Here is a 16,837-nt window from a genome sequence, read left to right on the forward strand (position 1 = left end):
GGGCTTACGCTAGACTTGAAGGCGTGCAATATTCATGATATTGCGCGCCTGCGCCATTTGAGATGAGCCGCGCATCCCGCGGGGGTCATATCAAATGGGTGGACACTCTCTTCGATCCCAAGGAGCATGACGATGGCAACCGCCAAGAAATCCGCAGCCCCGAAGTCCGCACCCAAACCGGCAGCCAAGAAGTCCGCCCCGGCCGCCAGAAAAACCTCCCCCGCAAGCACCGCCAAGAAAGCCGCCCCTGCCAAGAAAGCCGCGCCCGTGAAGGCCGCTGCCAAAAAGGCCCCGACAGCCAAGAAGGCCGCGCCCGCCAAGAAAACCGCCGTGAAGGCCGCCGCCAAAAAAACTGCGCCGGTGAAAGCCGCGGTGAAGAAGGCCGCGCCCAAGACGGCGGTGGCGAAGAAAGCCGCGCCCGCAAAAAAGGCCGCGGTGAAGAAGGCCGCTCCAGCCAAGAAGGCCGCCAAGAAAGCCGCGACGAAGACCGCCGCCGTAAAAAAGGCGCCGGCGAAAAAAGCCGCCGCCAAGAAAGCCGCCGCCAAGAAAGCGCCCGCCAAAAAGGCGGCCAAGGCCCCCGCCAAAAAAGCGGAAAAGCCTGCGCCCGCCAAATCCGAGCCTGCCGCGGGCAAGCCGGCGGCCCGGAAGGCCACCAAGCCCGCCACCCCGGCCCCGGATGCCCGCACGGATGCCAATCCGGCGGGCGCTTGGCCGTTTCCCACCGCGAAGCGCCCCTGAGCGCATCGTTCCCGCCCTTTCCGGGGCGGGAACGGACTCCGGCACACCAGGCCCGGCGGCATCCGCCGGGCCTCTTCATTTACCGGAGTTCCATTCGCCAGACGGGGGTGCTTGATGCGACAATGACCGCTTCTTTTCCGCAGCCCACGAGCACCGCATGGCCCAAGACATCCTGCAATTCCTGATCGACATCGTTTTCCAGCTCTTCGGCATCGGCCTGATCCTGCGGGCCTGGATGTTCGCCATCCGCCTGCATCCCTTCAACCCGTTCTCCCAGGCCATCCTGCGCGCCACGGACTGGCTGGTGCAGCCGATCCGGCGGATCGTCCCCGGCGGCGGCCGGTTCGACTGGCCCAGCATCCTGGCCTGCTGGATCACGGCGATCCTGTACCTGCTGCTCACCTGGCTGGTCGCCATGGGCGGCCTGATGCCCGCCGCCTCGGTCATCGGCCCCCTGCTGCTGTCGGGCCTGCTGGTCGGCCTGAAATGGCTGTTCAACGTGATCGTCTGGGTGACGCTGATCCAGGCCATCCTGTCCTGGATCAACCCCCTGTCGCCCATCATGCCGGTGCTCTACACCCTGACCGCGCCGCTGCTCGACCCCATCCGCCGGCTGCTGCCGCGCATGGGCGGGCTGGACCTGTCGCCCCTGGTGCTGCTGGTGCTGGCACAGATCGCCATGATGATGCTGAACCACCTGGTCTTCACGACCTTCGGCGCCTGATCCGGATCCGCATCCGGGCGAATCACGCCGCTGGTTCGCCTCCAACGCGAAGGCCCGGCAATCGCCGGGCCTTCGCGCATCCGGAAGCCGGATCGATTACATCGGCACCACGCGGGTGGGACCGCCACCGCTGATGACCTGAACACGCTGGCCGGAACTGAGCGCCACGTCGGCCGCCTGGGCGATGACACGGGTTTCGCCGTTGTCCAGGCGCACGGTGATTTCCAGGCCATTGGTCTTGCTGACCTGGTTCTCGACCGCGTTGCCGGCCAGGCCGCCCAGCAGGGCGCCGCCGATCGAGGTCAGGATCTGGCCGCGGCCGCCGCCGATGGCGCTGCCCGCCACCCCGCCCAACGCCGCGCCACCGAGCGCGCCCACGCCAGAGGACTTGTCGGACTGGATGACCACGGGACGCACGGACACCACGGTGCCGTAGCGCACGATCTGTTCCTGCTGGGCCTGACCGTAGGTGTAGACGGAACTGGAGGCGGACTGGCTGGCGCAGCCGGCCAGAACGAGAAGGGACAGGGATACCCCGGCGACGGCGGCGAGGCGCGCCGTGCGGGAATGAAGAGCATGCGTGAGGATCGCCATGGGCTGACTCCTGAAATGAAAAGGGGGGGCCGTGTCCGGATCAGGCGAGCAGGCCCGCATCGATGCCGTAGTGCGTCTGCAACGCCGTCGCGATGTCGGCTCGCGACGGACTATGGTTCTGCGGACCTCTGTGGGCAATTTTAAAGCCCCCCATGACGTTCGCCAAGCAGCAGGCATCCCGCATGGACCAGTCATTCGCCAGGCCGTACAGCAGGCCGGCGCGGTGCGCGTCGCCGCAGCCGGTCGGGTCCACGACCCGGGCCACGGGCGGAGCAGGAATGTCGGTGCGGGCGTCGCCGATGAAGAGCGAGGCGCCCTCGCCACCCCGGGTCACCACCACCGCCCGCAAGCCGGCGGCGAGTTCCTGGACGGACCGGCCTGTGCGCTCCTCGATCACGCTGGCCTCGTAATCGTTGGCGGTCAGGATGCTGGCCATGTCCAGCATGCGCCGCAGATCGTCCCCGTCGAACAGCGGCATCGCCTGCCCCAGGTCGAAGATGAAGGGGATCCCGGCGGCCCGAAGGCGTTCGGCATGGCTGAACATGCCGTCCTTGGAATCGGGCGAGACAATGGCCCAGCGCGCGGGGTTGCCGCTCAGGTCGTTCTCGGCCGAGCGCAGCATCGCTCCCGGGTGGAACGAGGCGATCTGGTTGTTTTCCTGATCCGTGATGATGTGGCACTGGGCCGTGTAGGTGTCGGGCAGCACGCGCACCAGGCGGGTATCGATGTCCAGGTCGCGCAGACGCTGCAGATAATCGTCGGCGTCCTGGCCCACGGTGCCGACGGGCACGGGCCGGCCGCCCAGCAGCTTCAGGCTGTAGGCGATGTTGCCCGCGCAGCCACCGTATTCCTTGCGCAGCGAAGGCGCGAAAAACGACACGCTGAGGGACTTGATGCTGTCGGCCAGGATATGGTCGCGGAAACGCCCCTCGAACACGGCGATGGTATCGAAAGCGATGGAGCCGCAGATCAGGACGTCCTTGGACATGGCGATGGAATTCCTTCAGGGATAGAAGAGATCGAGCTGGTAGCCGTTGATGCGGACGCCGCTCAGGGTCAGGGGAATGCGCACCAGGATCTCGCTACGGGCGGCGAAGGGCCTGGCGGCGCGGGCCGGGCCCAGGTAGTCGGCGGGCGAGAGATTGCGGCGCACCAGCAGCGTGCCTGCGGCGTCCTTCAGGTCCAGGACCAGGGTGGGCCATTCCTGCGGCTGCTCGGCCTGATTGCGCAGGGTGGCGTGCAGCACGAAATGCTGCTCGGCGGGTTCCTGGGCGCTGGCGGGCCGATCCGCCATGGCGTCGGCATCGGCCGCCTTGAGCGCGGAGCCCGTGATGGCGATCCGGGCGATGTCCCGGGCATAGGGCACCTGGCAGCGCAGCGGCCCGCAGGCCCGTTCGAGCGCGGGCCGCAGGGCCGGCACCATCCGGGCGATGCCGGCCCGGTAGACGTAGACAGCCTGCGCGGCCAGCAGGAGGAGCAGCAGGACGAACAGCAGCCGGGCACAGAAACGCACCAGAGCATCCCACCAGCCCAGGGCACCCTCGTCCCGCAGCAAGGGGGCTGCGGACCCGCCCTGGCTGCGATGGCCTGGCCGGGGCTCGACCACGAAGGGCGCCTCCTGGGCGGGCGGCTCGCCCCGGCCGAAGGCCGGCTTGCCGCCGGGATCGGGCACCCACCCGTCATCGGCCAGTATCTCCTCGACAGGACGCGGGTCGGCCCGTCCCGCCGCTTCCCCGATCCGGGGCTCGGGCCGGTCGTCGGGCCAGGGCGCCACGCCGATGCGGAACGCGGGCGCGGGATCGGACGGCGCCGGAGGCCGGCCGCTGCGGATCACCTGCGGCGGCGAGACGGCGGGCGGTTCGGGCGCGGCGACCGGACGCGGCGCGGACGTCGTTTCGGACCCGGTATCCGAGACCACCTCGGCATAGCCGTCGAAGATATGAGCGCATTGCACACAACGGATATAGCCCTTGCGCAATTGCAGATCCGACAGGCCCGCCTGGAACACAGTCCCGCATTTCGGGCAGCGCGTGGTCAGGTCCATCACCGTCGCACCCCGTCAGGCCTTGCGCCCCGCCAGGCAGACCCAGCCGTCGCGGGCCGCCCAGACCCGCAGGGGCAGATGAGGCTCGTAGGCCCGGCGGACCTCGTCGGCCTGGCGTTCCAGCACGCCGGACAATGCCAGCCGGCCGCCGGGGGCGACCCGGGCGGCCAGCATCGGAGCCAGGAGCTTGAGCGGATTGGACAGGATGTTGGCGACCACCACCTGGCTGGTTCCGGCGGGCAGGGCGTCCGGCGGGCAAGCCTGGACGTCCACGCGGTTGGCGGCCGCATTGCGGGCCGTGGCCAGCACCGCCTGCTCGTCGATGTCCACACCCCGGGTCGGACCGGCGCCCAGCAGGCGCGCGGCGATCGCCAGGATGCCGGAACCACAGCCGTAGTCCAGCACAGTCTCGCCGCCTTGCAGATGGGCCGCCAGCCATTCCAGACACAGGTGCGTGGTGGGATGGCTGCCGGTGCCGAAGGCCAGTCCAGGGTCGAGCTCGATGCGTACGACGCCATCCCGAGCCCCGGCCGAAGGCAGGCCCGCATCATCCCGGTGCCAGCTCGGCACGATCCAGATGCGCTCGCTCACCACGATGGGACCGAACTGGGACTGCGTCAGGCGCACCCAGTCGGCATCCGGCACGTCGCGCAGGAACCAGTCGTCCGCGCCAGGCGCCGGCCCGGCCAGGCCGTCCAGCGCGGCCAGCAGCAGGGCGGGATCGTCACCATCGGCCAGCAGGGCCACCAGGCGGTTGCGCCGCCAGGCCAGGACCTCGGGTTCCGTGCCCGGTTCGCCGAACAGCGCCTGTTCATGCTCCGTGTCGCCGTCGGCGTCCTCGACCGACACAGACAGGACGCCGGCTTCCAGCAAGGCGTCGGACCAGGCCTCGGCCTGGTTTTCCGCGCAGTTCAGCACCAGCTCTCGCATGCCGGACCTCAGGCGCGCGCGGCGAGCTTCTGTTCGAGGTAGTGGATGCTGGTGCCACCTTCGACGAACCGGGCATCCTGCATCAACTCGCGGTGCAGCGGAATATTGGTGTGCACTCCCTCGACGATCATTTCCGACAGAGCGATGTCCATGCGCATGATCGCCTGGAGGCGATCGTCGCCATAGGTGATGAGCTTGGCGATCATCGAGTCGTAGAAAGGCGGCACGGTGTAGCCGGTGAACACGTGCGAATCCATGCGCACGCCCGGACCGCCCGGCGTGTGCCAGTTGGTGATCTTGCCCGGGCTGGGCGTGAACTTGTAGGGATCCTCGGCATTGATCCGGCACTCGATCGCATGGCCGCGCAGATGGACGTCGCGCTGGCGCAGGGTGAACTTCTCGCCGGCGGCGATGCGCAACTGCTGCTGAACCAGGTCGATGCCGGTGATCATTTCGGTGATCGTGTGCTCGACCTGGATACGGGTGTTCATCTCGATGAAGAAGAATTCCCCGTTCTCGTACAGGAATTCGAAGGTGCCGGCGCCGCGATAGCGCATCTGCCGGCAGGCCTCGGCGCAGCGCTCGCCGATGCGCTCGACCAGAGCGCGGTCGATACCCGGAGCGGGCGCCTCTTCGATGATCTTCTGGTGGCGGCGCTGCATGGAGCAATCGCGCTCGCCCAGCCAGACGGCCTTGCCTTCGCCGTCGGCCAGCACCTGGATCTCGATGTGACGAGGGTTCTCCAGGAATTTCTCCAGGTAGACCTCGGGGTTGTTGAAGGCGGCGCCGGCCTCGGTGCGCGTCATGGCCACCGCGTTGAGCAGGGCGGCCTCGGTGTAGACCACCCGCATGCCGCGCCCGCCACCGCCGCCCGCGGCCTTGATGATGACCGGATAGCCGACCTCGGCGGCGATGCGCCGGATTTCCTTGGGATCGTCGGGCAGCGCGCCGCCCGAGCCCGGCACGACCGGCACGCCGGCGGCGATCATCGCCTGCTTGGCGCTGACCTTGTCGCCCATGGTGCGAATGCTTTCGGGGCGCGGCCCGATGAAGACGAAGCCGCTCTTCTCGACCCGCTCGGCGAAATCGGCATTTTCCGACAAAAAGCCGTAGCCGGGGTGGATGGCCTCGGCATCGGTGACTTCGGCGGCCGAGATCAGCGCCGGCATGTTCAGGTAGCTGTCGCGCGGCGTGGCGGGCCCGATGCAAACGGATTCGTCGGCCAGGCGCACGTATTTGGCCTCTCGGTCGGCCTCGGAGTGCACGACCACGGTCTTGACGCCCAGTTCGCGGCAGGCGCGCAGGACCCGCAGGGCGATTTCACCGCGATTGGCGATCAGGATTTTTTCGAACATGGCGCTCAGGCAATGATGAACAGGGGCTGGCCGTACTCGACCGGCTCGCCGTTCTCGACGAGGATTTCCTTGATCACGCCGGACTTGTCGGCCTCGATCTCGTTCAGCAGCTTCATCGCCTCGATGATGCACAGGGGATCGCCTTCCTTGACGGCCTGCCCGACCTCGACGAAGGCCGCCGCGTTCGGATTGGGCGAACGATAGAACGTGCCCACCATGGGCGCCTTGACCTGGTGACCTTGCGGGGCGGCCGGCACCGGCGCGGCGGCCGGCGCGGCGGCGGGAGCCGCCGCCACGACCTGGGCGGGCGCGGCGGCCACGACCGCCGGAGCGCCCGCGACGGTCTGGGAGAACTTGACGATGCGGACCTTGCCTTCGCCCTCGGTGATTTCCAGTTCGGCGATGCCCGAATCGGCCACCAGGTCGATCAGCGTTTTCAGTTTTCGGAGATCCATGACGATAAATTCCTGTGTGCTGGCCCGCGCATGAGGGGGCCGTCCGATGATCGGATCCGGGCGGCGAAAACAAATACGCCGTCGGTCCGACCCCGACGATGCGGGGAGAATCCACGACGGCCACATGTGTTGCTGCTGCCAGCGGGCAGTCTTCGGTTACTGCCCGAAGCCGCCTGATCCTGGGTATGGGGGTACCCTTCAAAGCGCTTTTTTACGCTAAAACCGCCGATTTGTCCATAAAAACAGGCCCCGCGAGGAGCCGCAAGCTGAGTATTGAAACTTAGAGTATCTGGCCCAGGCGCCTCTCGATGTCGTCCGGATCGAGTTCGCCCATGATCGAATCGGCAACGCGGCCCCCGCGGTCGAACAGCAAGGTGAACGGCAGACCGCCGCCCTTGTTGCCCAGTTCCCGCATCAGCGGGATCCCCTGGGTGCCGGTCAGCAGCAGAAGGTAGGACACCTGGACTTTCTGCAGGAAGCGCTCGACGTTGGCCCGGGTATCGATGGCCAGCCCGAGCAGGGCCAGGTCGGGATAGCGCTGGTGCAAGGTCTCGAGCAGAGGCATCTCGCGCACGCAGGGCGCGCACCAGCTGGCCCAGAAATTCATCAGCACCGGCCGTCCCACGTAGGCCGACAGGGCCTGGTCGCGCCCCTGCAGATCGGCGAACGAACGCCCGAACACCGGGTCGGCCGGCAGGATCGAGGCCCCCGCACCGCGCACCCCGCCCGCGAGCCCCAGCGCCGCCAGGGAAGCCGTGCACAAGAAATTCCGCCTATCCATTTGAGAAATGCCCCCACGCTGCGCCCTTCGGGCTTACATCCACCTCGCAGCCTGCATGCTGCCCGGATTCGTCAGGCTCGAAATAATCTCGTGTCCTGGCTCATCCCCCCGAGGGGACGTTTTTACCTTGGGGCGGCCCGACGGTAAAAAACGCCGTCCATCCAGTGATACCGGCTCATCATAGCATCGGGTCCTTACAACCTTACAATACAGGCCGGAGGATGCGATGCACGTACATATATTGGGAATCTGCGGCACGTTCATGGGCGGCCTGGCCCTGATCGCCCGCGCGGCGGGCCACAGGGTCACCGGCTGCGACGCGGGCGTCTACCCGCCCATGAGCACGCAGCTGCGCGAACAGGGCATCGACCTGATCGAGGGCTTCGACGCCAGCCAGACCGGCCTGGGCGCGGACCTGTACGTGGTCGGCAACGTCGTCAGCCGGGGCAACCCGCTGATGGAGGCCATCCTGGACCTCGGCCTGCCCTACACGTCCGGCCCGCAATGGCTGGCCGACCACGTCCTGGGCGGCCAGCACGTCCTGGCGGTGGCGGGCACGCACGGCAAGACCACGACCAGCGCCATGCTGGCCTGGATCCTCGAACAGTCCGGCGAGCCCGCCAATTTCCTGATCGGCGGCGTGGCGCCGGACCTGGGCGTCTCGGCCCGCTACGACCCCGCCCGCCGCCACTTCGTGATCGAGGCCGACGAATACGACACGGCCTTCTTCGACAAACGCTCGAAGTTCGTCCACTACCGGCCCCGCACCGCCATCCTGAACAACCTCGAATACGACCACGCCGACATCTTCCCCGACCTGGCCGCGATCGAGACCCAATTTCATCACCTGGTACGCACCGTCCCGGCGTCCGGGCACCTCGTCCGCCCGGCGGCAGGCGACGCCCTGGACCGCGTCCTGGCGCGCGGCTGCTGGACTCCGGTCGAGACCTTCGGTCCCGGCGGCGACTGGCGGGCGGAACCGGAAACGGATGACGGCCGTCGCTGCCGCATCCTGCACCGGGGCCAGCCGGTCGGCGTGCTGGACTGGTCGCTCGCCGGCGCCCACAACCAGGCCAACGCGCTGGCGGCCCTGGCGGCCGCCCGCCATGCCGGCATCTCGGCGCAAGACGGCATCGCCGCCCTGAACCGCTTCCAGGGCGTGCGCCGTCGCCTGGAACTGCGCGGCACGCAGGATGGTGTGGCCGTCTACGACGATTTCGCCCACCACCCCAGCGCCATCGCCACGACGCTGGACGGCCTGCGCCGCCGCGTCGGCCCCCAAATCCGCATCCTGGCGGTGATCGAACCGCGCTCCAACACCATGAAGCTGGGCACGATGGCCGCCCGGCTGCCGGAAGCGCTGGCCGGCGCCGACATGGTCTTCTGCCACGGCGCCACCCAGGGCCGGCACGCCCTGGGCTGGGATCCCCGGCAGGTGCTGGCCTCCCTGGGCGAACGCCTGTGGACGGGCGACGATCTGGACGCCCTGGCCGACGCCGTCTGCGACGTGGCGCAGCCCGGCGACCAGGTGCTCGTCATGAGCAACGGCAGCTTCGGCGACATCCACCAGACCCTGCTCGACCGGCTGGCGCGGCGGCGCCTCCGGTCCCCCCACTGAACCCCGCGGTCCCTTCTCTCATTTATGCACGTTCTCTACGAAGACGCCGGCAAACTCAAGGCCGAAACCATTTTCTCCGAAGCCGACACCTCGCTGCAGGTCGAGTCGGCCAGCGGCAAGCGCAGCAAGATCAAGCGCAACGCCGTGCTGTTCACCTTCGAACGACCGTCCCCCGACGGCCTGCTGCCCGCCGCCGAGGCCCTGGCGGCCACGCTGGACGCCGGCTTCCTGTGGGAATGCGCGCCGCAGCAGGAATTCGAGGCCGCCGCCCTGGCCGAGGACTACTTCGGCCACACGCCCGACGCGGTGGAAAAGACCGCCACGATTCTGGCCCTGTCGGCGGCGCCGGCCCACTTCCACCGGCGCGGCAAGGGCGCCTTCCGTCCCGCGCCGCCCGACATTCTGCAGGCCGCCCTGGCCGCCATCGAGAAAAAACGCCGCCAGGCCGAACTGCAGGACGAATGGACCGAGGCCATGCTGGCGGGCACGCTGCCCGAAGCCCTGCGGCCCGTCGCCGCCACCTTCCTGGACCGGCCCGACAAGAACACCCTGGAATGGAAAGCCTTCGACGCCGCCGTGCAGCGCTCGGGCATCAGCCCCGAACGGCTGCTGCTGTCGCTGGGCGTCTGGCCCCATCCCCTGGCCATGATGCGCGACCGGTTCCTGTCGGCCCACTTCCCCCGCGGCACAGCCTGGCCGCCCGTGGAGATCCAGGGCTGGGGCGCGGACCTGCCGCAGGCCGAGATCGAGGCCTATTCCCTGGACGACGCCAGCACCACCGAGATCGACGACGCCCTGTCGGTCTCGATTCCCGCGCCCGGCACGGTCCGCGTCGGCATCCACATCGCCGTGCCGGCCCTGGCTGTCACGCGCGGCGGCACCCTGGACGAGCAGGCGCGCGCGCGCATGTCCACCGTCTATATGCCGGGCGACAAGATCCCCATGCTGTCGCCCGAGCTGATCGCCGCCTTTTCCCTGGACGAAGGCCAGTGGCGCCCGGCCCTGTCGCTGTACGTCACCGGCCGCCTGGAAGACGGCGAGATCCTGGACACCGAAACCCGTCTGGAACGCATCCGGGTGACCGCCAACCTGCGCCACGGCCTGATCGGCGGCGACGTCACGGAGGCTGCGCTGGCCGACCCCGACGCACCCCTGCCGCACGGCCACTGGCTGCGCCCCCTGTGGCAATTCGCCCAGGCGCTGTGCGCCGTGCGCGACCGCGTGCGCGGCAAGCCGGAAAACAACGACCGCATCGAATACAGCTTCGAGATCGATGGCCCGCCCGGCGACCCGGACTCGATCGTCCGCCTGGTGCCGCGCCAGCGCAACGCCCCGCTGGACCGGCTGGTGGCCGAATACATGATCCTCGCCAACACGCAATGGGGCGCGCTGCTGGCCCGCCACGGCGTACCCGGCATCTACCGGTCCCAGCAAATGGGACGCACCCGCATGTCCACCCAGGCGCTGCCGCACGAATCCATCGCCGTGCCGCAGTACATCTGGTCGACTTCGCCGCTGCGCCGCTACGTGGACCTGGTCAACCAGGGCCAGATCCTGGCGGCGGCCGAGCACGGCGTCTCCGCGCGCCTGGCGGCGCCCTTCAAGCCCAAGGACGCGGACCTGTACGCCCTGATCGGCGCCTTCGACTCGCAATACACACTGTGGGGCGAATTCCAGTCCTCGATGGAACGCTACTGGTGCATCCGCTGGATGCGGCAGCAGGGGCTGAAGGAAGTCCGGGCCCATGTGCTGCGGGAGAACCTGGTCCGGCTGGCCTGCGCGCCCTTCGTCACCCGCATCAACGGCCTGCCCGAGTTCGAACGTGGCGAGGAAGTGCGGCTGGATATCCTGGGCTACGACGAGATCGGACTGGAAGTCGAATTCCGCCTGCGGGAAACAGGCTGAGGGGGACGCCATGGACACGCTGCCGCTGCAACTGCTGGAGCGCCGGCATGAGGGCCGAGGCCGCATGGCGGCGGCCCTGCTGCTGTCCCTGGCCTCGCACGCGGCGCTGCTGGCCTGGCGCGTCCTGCCCGAGCAGCCGGCGACGCAGTCGTCCACGCTCGAAGTCACCCTGGTCAACAGCCGCAGCGAACAGGCGCCCCTGAATCCCCAGGCGCTGGCCCAGCAGAACCTGGACGGCGGCGGCGACCAGGCGCGGGGGATGGCCTCTTCCCCCCTGCCCCGGACCACCGACGACAGCGCCGAGGAGACCGTGCTGGCCGCCCTGCGGCGGCGGCAGGCCGAACTCGAGGCCGAACAGCGCCGCCTGCTGACGCAACTGGAATCCCTGGACACGGTCGCCGCGGCCCGGCCGTCCCAGGAACTGCTGGGACGCAGCGCCGACCCGGGCGAGGACGACCGCCAGCAGGACAGCCTGGTGCTCAGTGCCCGCATCGCCGCCCTGAAAGAGCGCATCGAACGCTACAACGCCCTGCCCCGGCAGACCTTCACCGCCCCATCGGCCCGGGCCTCGGACGACGCCCGCTATGTGGAGGCCTGGCGCCAGCGCATCGAACTGATCGGCACGCAGCACTACCCGCCCGAGGCGCGCGGCCGCATCTACGGCGACCTGCAACTGACCGTCTACATCCGGCGCGACGGCAGCCTGGACCACATCCAGTTCGACCGCCCCTCGAACCAGGCCGTCCTGAACGGTGCCGCCCGGCGCATCATCGAACTGGCCGCGCCCTTCGACCCGTTGCCGCCGGAACTGGCGCGGCACACCGACATCCTGGCCATCACGCGGACCTGGCACTTCACCCGCGACGGTCTGGACACAGGGGCGCCATGAGCGCGCCGGGCCGGAAGATCATCACCACCGCCCTGCTGGCGGCGCTGTGCGCGGCCTTCCTGTACCAGATCGGCCTGCTGGGCATGGTGGTCTGGTTCAACTTCCGCAACCCCGCCAACACTCCCATCATGCAGGACACGCTCAACACCCTGCGGGCCGAGGATCCCCAGGCCAGGCTGGTGCACGAGTGGGTGCCCTACGAGCGCATCAGCCCGAACCTGAAACGCGCCGTGATTGCCTCGGAGGACAGCGGCTTCATGGATCACGACGGAGTCGAATGGGACGCCATCCGCAAGGCCTGGAGCTACAACCAGCGCCAGGCCGACCTGGGCCGCTCACGGCGGCGCGGCGGATCCACGATCACCCAGCAACTGGCCAAGAACCTGTTCCTGTCGAATTCACGCAACTACCTGCGCAAGGGCCAGGAACTGATCCTGACCTACATGATCGAGGCGGTCATGAGCAAACGCCGCATCCTGGAACTCTACCTGAACGTGGCTCAGTGGGGCGCCGCCACCTTCGGCGCCCAGGCCGCCGCCCGGCATTACTTCCGCACGGACGCGGCACGCCTGTCGTCCGGCCAGGCCGCGCAACTGGCCGCCATGCTGCCCAACCCGGCCTACTACGACCGCCACGGCGCCACCGCCTTTCTGCGGTCGCATGCGGCCACCGTACGCGCGCGCATGTCGCAGGTCGCAGCCCCGTAGGCGGGACGTGCCCCGGGAGAGATGGGCGCCGGCACGGCGCGCGGTTCCGGCCTTCGCCGCCGTTCAGGGTACTATTGAGGTTTCCACCGCATTTTCCTCCATGCGCACGGCACGACGCTACATCGCCCGCGAAATCTACCGTTCGACCGCCGTCGTCCTGGTGGCTCTGGTGGGCCTCTTCATGTTCTTCGCGCTGATCGAGGGCCTGGACAAGGTCGGCCAGCGCCTGACTCTGCTGAACCTGTTCTACCTGCAGGCCCTGGACCTCCCCAACCATTTGTACGAACTGCTGCCCATCGGCCTGCTGATCGGCGCGGTGCTGGCGCTCGCGGGGCTGGCGCAGCGCAACGAGCTCACCATCCTGCGGGCTTCCGGCGTCAGCGGCATGCGCCTGCTGGGCGCCCTGTGGCTGATCACGATCCCGCTGGTGCTGGGCGCCTTCATCCTGTCGGAATTCATCACGCCGGCGGCTGAACTGCGCGGCAGCGAATCCCGCCTGGCGCTGCTGGGCCGGACCGACGGCGGCCGTCTGTCCAGTGGCTACTGGTTCAAGGAAGCCGACGACCAGGGCGGCACCCGCATCATCAACATCGGCCAGCTCACCGGCCAGGGCCGGGTCGACGACGTGGTGCTCTACGAATTCGCGCCGGACGATACGCTGCGTGACGTCGTCCAGGCCGCCAACGGCCAGTTCGAACAGGGACGTCTGGTGCTGCGCGACCTGACCGAGACCCGCATCCACCCGCAGTCGGCCAGCGCCCTGGCCGACGCCCGCATCCCCGATGCGCCCATCAGCGAACTCGTCCGCCTGGACGAGCGCAGCATCCCCACCTCGCTCACGCCCGAACGCCTGATCGCCCGCATCCTGACGCCCGAACGCATGGCGATCTCGGACCTGCTGGACTACATCCGCTACCTGAAGAACAACCAACTGGAGGCCAGCCGTCAGGAAGTCGCCCTGTGGCGCAAGATCGCCTATCCCTTCACTCTGCTGGTCATGGTCACCATCGCCGCGCCGATCGGCTTCATGCAGACGCGCCGGGGCGGAGTCGGCCTCAAGGTCTTCGCCGGCATCATCCTGGGGGTGGGCTTCTTCATGCTCAACCAGCTGGCCCTGAACGCCGGCATGCTGGGCGACTGGCCGCCCTGGGCCACGGCCCTGGTGCCCAGCCTGGCCGGCCAGGCGGCCGCCCTGCTGGCCCTGCTGGGCATGGAGCACCGCCACCCGCTGTCCCTGTGGCTGCGCCAGCGCCGACTCCAGCGGAGCCCCGCATGACATTTTCCGGAACAGCCCCGGCGGCGGGCGATTCCCGGGGCGACGTCTGGGTCATCGGCGACGTCCAGGGCTGCGCGGGCGCCCTGCGCGCCCTGCTGGCCCATCCCGAGCTTTCCCGCCCCGACACCGAGTTGTGGTTCGCCGGGGACTTGGTCAACCGCGGCCCCGATTCCCTGGGCGCGCTGCGCCTGATCCGTTCTCTCGGCCTCCGAGCCCGCGCCATCCTGGGCAACCACGACCTGCACCTGCTGGCCGTGGTTGCCGGCGTGCGCCCGCCCGGCAGATCCGATACGATCCAGGACGTCCTGGACGCGCCCGACGCCGCCGAACTGATCGACTGGCTGCGTCATCGGCCGCTGCTGGTGCGCGACCGGGGCCACGTCCTGGTGCACGCCGGCATCCTGCCCGCCTGGACCCTGGACCAGGCCCAGACCCTGGCGGGCGAGATCGAGGCCGCCCTGCGCCGGCCCGACTGGCATCCCGCCCTGCACGACCTGTACGGCGAGGAACCCCTGCAATGGGACGACACCCTGCGAGGGCCGGACCGCATGCGGGTGATCGTCAACGCCCTGACCCGCATGCGGGTCTGCCATGCCGAAGACGGCCGCATGAACTTCCACCACAAAGGCGAACCCCACGCCACGCCGGGCCTGGTGCCCTGGTTCGAGATCCCCGGGCGGCGCGATCCGGCCGAGCCGGTGGTTTTCGGCCACTGGTCCGCCCTTGGACTGCTCATCCGCCCGGACGCGATCTGCCTGGACACCGGCTGCGTCTGGGGGCGCTCGCTGACCGCGCTGCGGCTGCGCGACCACCGCATCATCCAGCAGGACTGCGCCGCCTGCCGCTGAGGCTGCGCGAGGACATCGCGTCCCGCGATTTCCGTCAGAGCCGGCCCGCGCTCATTCACCCAGCACGGCCGCACGGATGGCGGCACGCGCGCGATGCGCCAGTTCTCCCCGCACCTGAACGTCCGCCGCGGGGATCGGCGCCAGGAAGACGCATTCGACCGACACGCCCCGGGCCCCGAGCAGGAACCACAGATTCGCCACCAGGGTCTGCTCACCGACGAAGGCCAGCTCCGGCGCCCATCGCCCGCGCTTCAGAAAACGCAGCGCCACCGGTTGCGTGGGCACGCCGGCCCGCACGGCGGCATCGAACAGGCCCGCATGAAAGGGCAGCACGTCAGAACCGTCCGTGGTCGTGCCCTCGGGGAACAGCCCTACGGCGTCGCCCCGGTCGAAGCAGGCGCGCATCTGGCGGCCGGCCGCACGCACCGCGTGCCTGTGGCGCCGGTCGATGAACAGCGTGCCCGCCCATGCCACCAGCAGTCCGATCACCGGCCAGCGCCGGATGTCGCTCTTGGCCACGAAGGACGTCGTGCGCACGCCGTTGAGCACGAAGATATCGACCCAGGACACATGATTGGCCGCCCACAGAACGGCGCCCCGCGTCACGGGCTCGCCCTGGCGGCGCACTCGGATCCCGCACAACCGCAGCAGCCCCCGGGACCATGCGCCCACGACCCGGCGCCTCCCTGCGCGGCTCAGGCCCGGGAACACGACCAACTCGATCAGCAGACCCAGCAGGATCCAGACCGACACGCAGACGAAACGGAACAGGAAAAGAAACGGCGCCACCGGCATCCTCCGCCCGGAATGGGCAATGGCGCCCATCATACCCGGCCGAAGATCAAGCCGTCCGGGCCGGGTCGTCGAGATAGCGCTGCAAGATCACGGCGGCGGCCACGGCGTCATCGGGCGCGTGGGTGCCCAGGATGCGCTGGGCTTCCAGGCTGGAACCGCGCTCGTCCACCAGCACGACGCGCACGCGGAAACGGCCCTCGATCTGGTGCGCGAAGCGGCGGCTGTGCCCCGAAGCGGGCTGCTCGCCTCCATCCAGCGTCAGGGGCAGGCCCACGACCACCCGGTCGGGCTGCCATTCGGCCAGCAGGGCGCCGACCTGGGCGAAGCGCTGCTCGCGTGTGGCCGGCGTCAGGATGCACAGCGGACGCGCCTGGTTCGTCAGGGTATTGCCCAGCGCCACGCCGATTTTCTTCAGGCCGAAATCGAAGGCCAGCAGCGTCTGCTCGGATTGAAGAACTCCGGCCCGGGGGCCGGAGTTCTTCCGCCACCCAATGGGGGTGCCTTCGGCACCGGATAGGAATGGCCTCGCTTGATCTTGCCCTGAAGGGCAAGACTGGCGCTTTGGCACGTGGTCAGGCATGGCCCGCGTCGCTGGCCAGCATCGAGGCGCGAATGCCGAGCTGGGCCAGGGCGGCGTCGTAGCGGTCCTCGGCGGGCGTGTCGAACAGGATGTCGTTGGACGACAGCACGTTCAGCCAGGCGTTGCGGGCGAGTTCGTCTTCCAGCTGGCCCGCGCCCCAGCCGGCATAGCCCAGCGTCACCAGCAGCCGGGCCGGACCGTGGCCGGCGGCGACATCCTGGAGCACGTCGCGTGAGGTGGTCAACGCCACGTCGTTCCCGAGTTCGATGCTGGAACTGTACTTGCCGCGCGGCACGTGCAGCACGAAGCCTCGGTCGGTCTGCACCGGCCCGCCGAAGAAGACCGGCGATTCCCGCACCGGACCGATTTCCAGCGACAGGGGCAGGTCGATGCGCTGCAGCAGGTCGCCGATCGTGAGATCGGTGGGCCGGTTGATCACCAGCCCCAGCGCGCCGTGTTCCGTGTGTTCGCAGACATAGATCACGGTATTGGCCAGTTCGCCCGACACCATTCCCGGCATGGCCAGCAGGAACTGCCGGGACAGGTCGATGCGCGAACCGGTGTCGGAAGCATGCGGTACTTTCGTCATGGCAATCCC

At 68.8% G+C, this 16,837-nt stretch carries 18 protein-coding genes; 8 read left to right on the plus strand and 10 right to left on the minus strand.

The window, feature by feature from the left end:
* Nucleotides 1–132 precede the first annotated feature (132 nt).
* Both ACTPOE_RS10795 and ACTPOE_RS10800 read left to right on the plus strand, forming a co-directional pair.
* Nucleotides 133–738, plus strand: a complete 606-nt coding sequence (locus ACTPOE_RS10795; protein WP_458872192.1) for a histone — start codon at nucleotides 133–135, stop codon at nucleotides 736–738.
* A gap of 157 nt (nucleotides 739–895) precedes the next feature.
* Nucleotides 896–1,462: a YggT family protein gene (locus tag ACTPOE_RS10800; RefSeq protein WP_458872193.1), complete on the plus strand. Its 567-nt coding sequence runs from the start codon at nucleotides 896–898 to the stop codon at nucleotides 1,460–1,462.
* A gap of 96 nt (nucleotides 1,463–1,558) precedes the next feature.
* On the opposite strand, the gene ACTPOE_RS10805 is transcribed toward ACTPOE_RS10800, so the two are convergent.
* The 7 genes from ACTPOE_RS10805 to ACTPOE_RS10835 form a co-directional block, all read right to left on the minus strand.
* A complete protein-coding gene (locus tag ACTPOE_RS10805) occupies nucleotides 1,559–2,056 on the minus strand; it encodes an outer membrane lipoprotein (protein WP_458872194.1) in 498 nt (165 codons plus the stop codon).
* A 40-nt stretch (nucleotides 2,057–2,096) separates the two neighbouring features.
* Nucleotides 2,097–3,044 (minus strand): carbohydrate kinase family protein, encoded by a 948-nt coding sequence (locus ACTPOE_RS10810; RefSeq protein ID WP_458872195.1) that lies wholly within the window; start codon nucleotides 3,042–3,044, stop codon nucleotides 2,097–2,099.
* 15 nt (nucleotides 3,045–3,059) lie between these two features.
* Nucleotides 3,060–4,100, minus strand: coding sequence for a zinc-ribbon and DUF3426 domain-containing protein (locus ACTPOE_RS10815; RefSeq protein ID WP_458872196.1), 1,041 nt, complete (start codon nucleotides 4,098–4,100; stop codon nucleotides 3,060–3,062).
* A 15-nt stretch (nucleotides 4,101–4,115) separates the two neighbouring features.
* A complete protein-coding gene (gene prmA / locus ACTPOE_RS10820) occupies nucleotides 4,116–5,030 on the minus strand; it encodes a 50S ribosomal protein L11 methyltransferase (RefSeq protein WP_458872197.1) in 915 nt (304 codons plus the stop codon).
* Nucleotides 5,031–5,038: 8 nt separating this feature from the next.
* On the minus strand, nucleotides 5,039–6,385 hold the full coding sequence (gene accC, locus ACTPOE_RS10825; RefSeq protein ID WP_458872198.1) for an acetyl-CoA carboxylase biotin carboxylase subunit: 1,347 nt from the start codon (nucleotides 6,383–6,385) through the stop codon (nucleotides 5,039–5,041).
* Nucleotides 6,386–6,390: 5 nt separating this feature from the next.
* The gene (gene accB / locus ACTPOE_RS10830) at nucleotides 6,391–6,840 is read right to left on the minus strand and encodes an acetyl-CoA carboxylase biotin carboxyl carrier protein (RefSeq protein WP_458872199.1); all 450 of its coding nucleotides are present in this window, start codon (nucleotides 6,838–6,840) and stop codon (nucleotides 6,391–6,393) included.
* Nucleotides 6,841–7,120: 280 nt separating this feature from the next.
* Nucleotides 7,121–7,603, minus strand: a complete 483-nt coding sequence (locus tag ACTPOE_RS10835) for a TlpA family protein disulfide reductase (protein ID WP_458872200.1) — start codon at nucleotides 7,601–7,603, stop codon at nucleotides 7,121–7,123.
* Between the two features lie 244 nt (nucleotides 7,604–7,847).
* Here ACTPOE_RS10835 and mpl point away from each other — a divergent pair, with 244 nt between their 5' ends.
* From mpl to ACTPOE_RS10865, 6 genes are all read left to right on the plus strand, one after another.
* Nucleotides 7,848–9,239 carry a UDP-N-acetylmuramate:L-alanyl-gamma-D-glutamyl-meso-diaminopimelate ligase gene (mpl, locus tag ACTPOE_RS10840; protein WP_458872201.1) on the plus strand — a complete coding sequence of 464 codons (1,392 nt, stop codon included), beginning with the start codon at nucleotides 7,848–7,850 and terminating at the stop codon, nucleotides 9,237–9,239.
* Between the two features lie 24 nt (nucleotides 9,240–9,263).
* Entirely contained in the window at nucleotides 9,264–11,144 is a 1,881-nt protein-coding gene (locus ACTPOE_RS10845) for a ribonuclease catalytic domain-containing protein (RefSeq protein ID WP_458872202.1), read from the plus strand.
* A 10-nt stretch (nucleotides 11,145–11,154) separates the two neighbouring features.
* The gene (locus ACTPOE_RS10850) at nucleotides 11,155–12,033 is read left to right on the plus strand and encodes an energy transducer TonB (protein ID WP_458872203.1); all 879 of its coding nucleotides are present in this window, start codon (nucleotides 11,155–11,157) and stop codon (nucleotides 12,031–12,033) included.
* Complete coding sequence (gene mtgA, locus ACTPOE_RS10855; RefSeq protein ID WP_458872204.1) at nucleotides 12,030–12,740, plus strand: monofunctional biosynthetic peptidoglycan transglycosylase; 711 nt, start codon at nucleotides 12,030–12,032, stop codon at nucleotides 12,738–12,740. The genes ACTPOE_RS10850 and mtgA overlap by 4 nt, the downstream gene beginning before the upstream one ends.
* A 100-nt stretch (nucleotides 12,741–12,840) precedes the next feature.
* Nucleotides 12,841–14,016, plus strand: a complete 1,176-nt coding sequence (gene lptG / locus ACTPOE_RS10860; RefSeq protein WP_458872205.1) for an LPS export ABC transporter permease LptG — start codon at nucleotides 12,841–12,843, stop codon at nucleotides 14,014–14,016.
* On the plus strand, nucleotides 14,013–14,864 hold the full coding sequence (locus ACTPOE_RS10865) for a symmetrical bis(5'-nucleosyl)-tetraphosphatase (RefSeq protein ID WP_458872206.1): 852 nt from the start codon (nucleotides 14,013–14,015) through the stop codon (nucleotides 14,862–14,864). The genes lptG and ACTPOE_RS10865 overlap by 4 nt, the downstream gene beginning before the upstream one ends.
* 51 nt (nucleotides 14,865–14,915) lie before the next feature.
* Here the strand turns inward: ACTPOE_RS10865 and ACTPOE_RS10870 are convergent, their stop codons facing one another.
* The 3 genes from ACTPOE_RS10870 to ACTPOE_RS10880 all read right to left on the minus strand — a co-directional run bounded on the left by ACTPOE_RS10870 (nucleotide 14,916) and on the right by ACTPOE_RS10880 (nucleotide 16,828).
* A complete protein-coding gene (locus ACTPOE_RS10870) occupies nucleotides 14,916–15,659 on the minus strand; it encodes a lysophospholipid acyltransferase family protein (protein ID WP_458872810.1) in 744 nt (247 codons plus the stop codon).
* Nucleotides 15,660–15,705: 46 nt separating this feature from the next.
* Nucleotides 15,706–16,152, minus strand: a complete 447-nt coding sequence (gene ruvX, locus ACTPOE_RS10875) for a Holliday junction resolvase RuvX (RefSeq protein ID WP_458872811.1) — start codon at nucleotides 16,150–16,152, stop codon at nucleotides 15,706–15,708.
* A 79-nt stretch (nucleotides 16,153–16,231) separates the two neighbouring features.
* The gene (locus ACTPOE_RS10880) at nucleotides 16,232–16,828 is read right to left on the minus strand and encodes a YqgE/AlgH family protein (RefSeq protein WP_458872207.1); all 597 of its coding nucleotides are present in this window, start codon (nucleotides 16,826–16,828) and stop codon (nucleotides 16,232–16,234) included.
* Nucleotides 16,829–16,837 lie beyond the last annotated feature (9 nt).

This window comes from Castellaniella sp. WN (genome assembly GCF_054457555.1).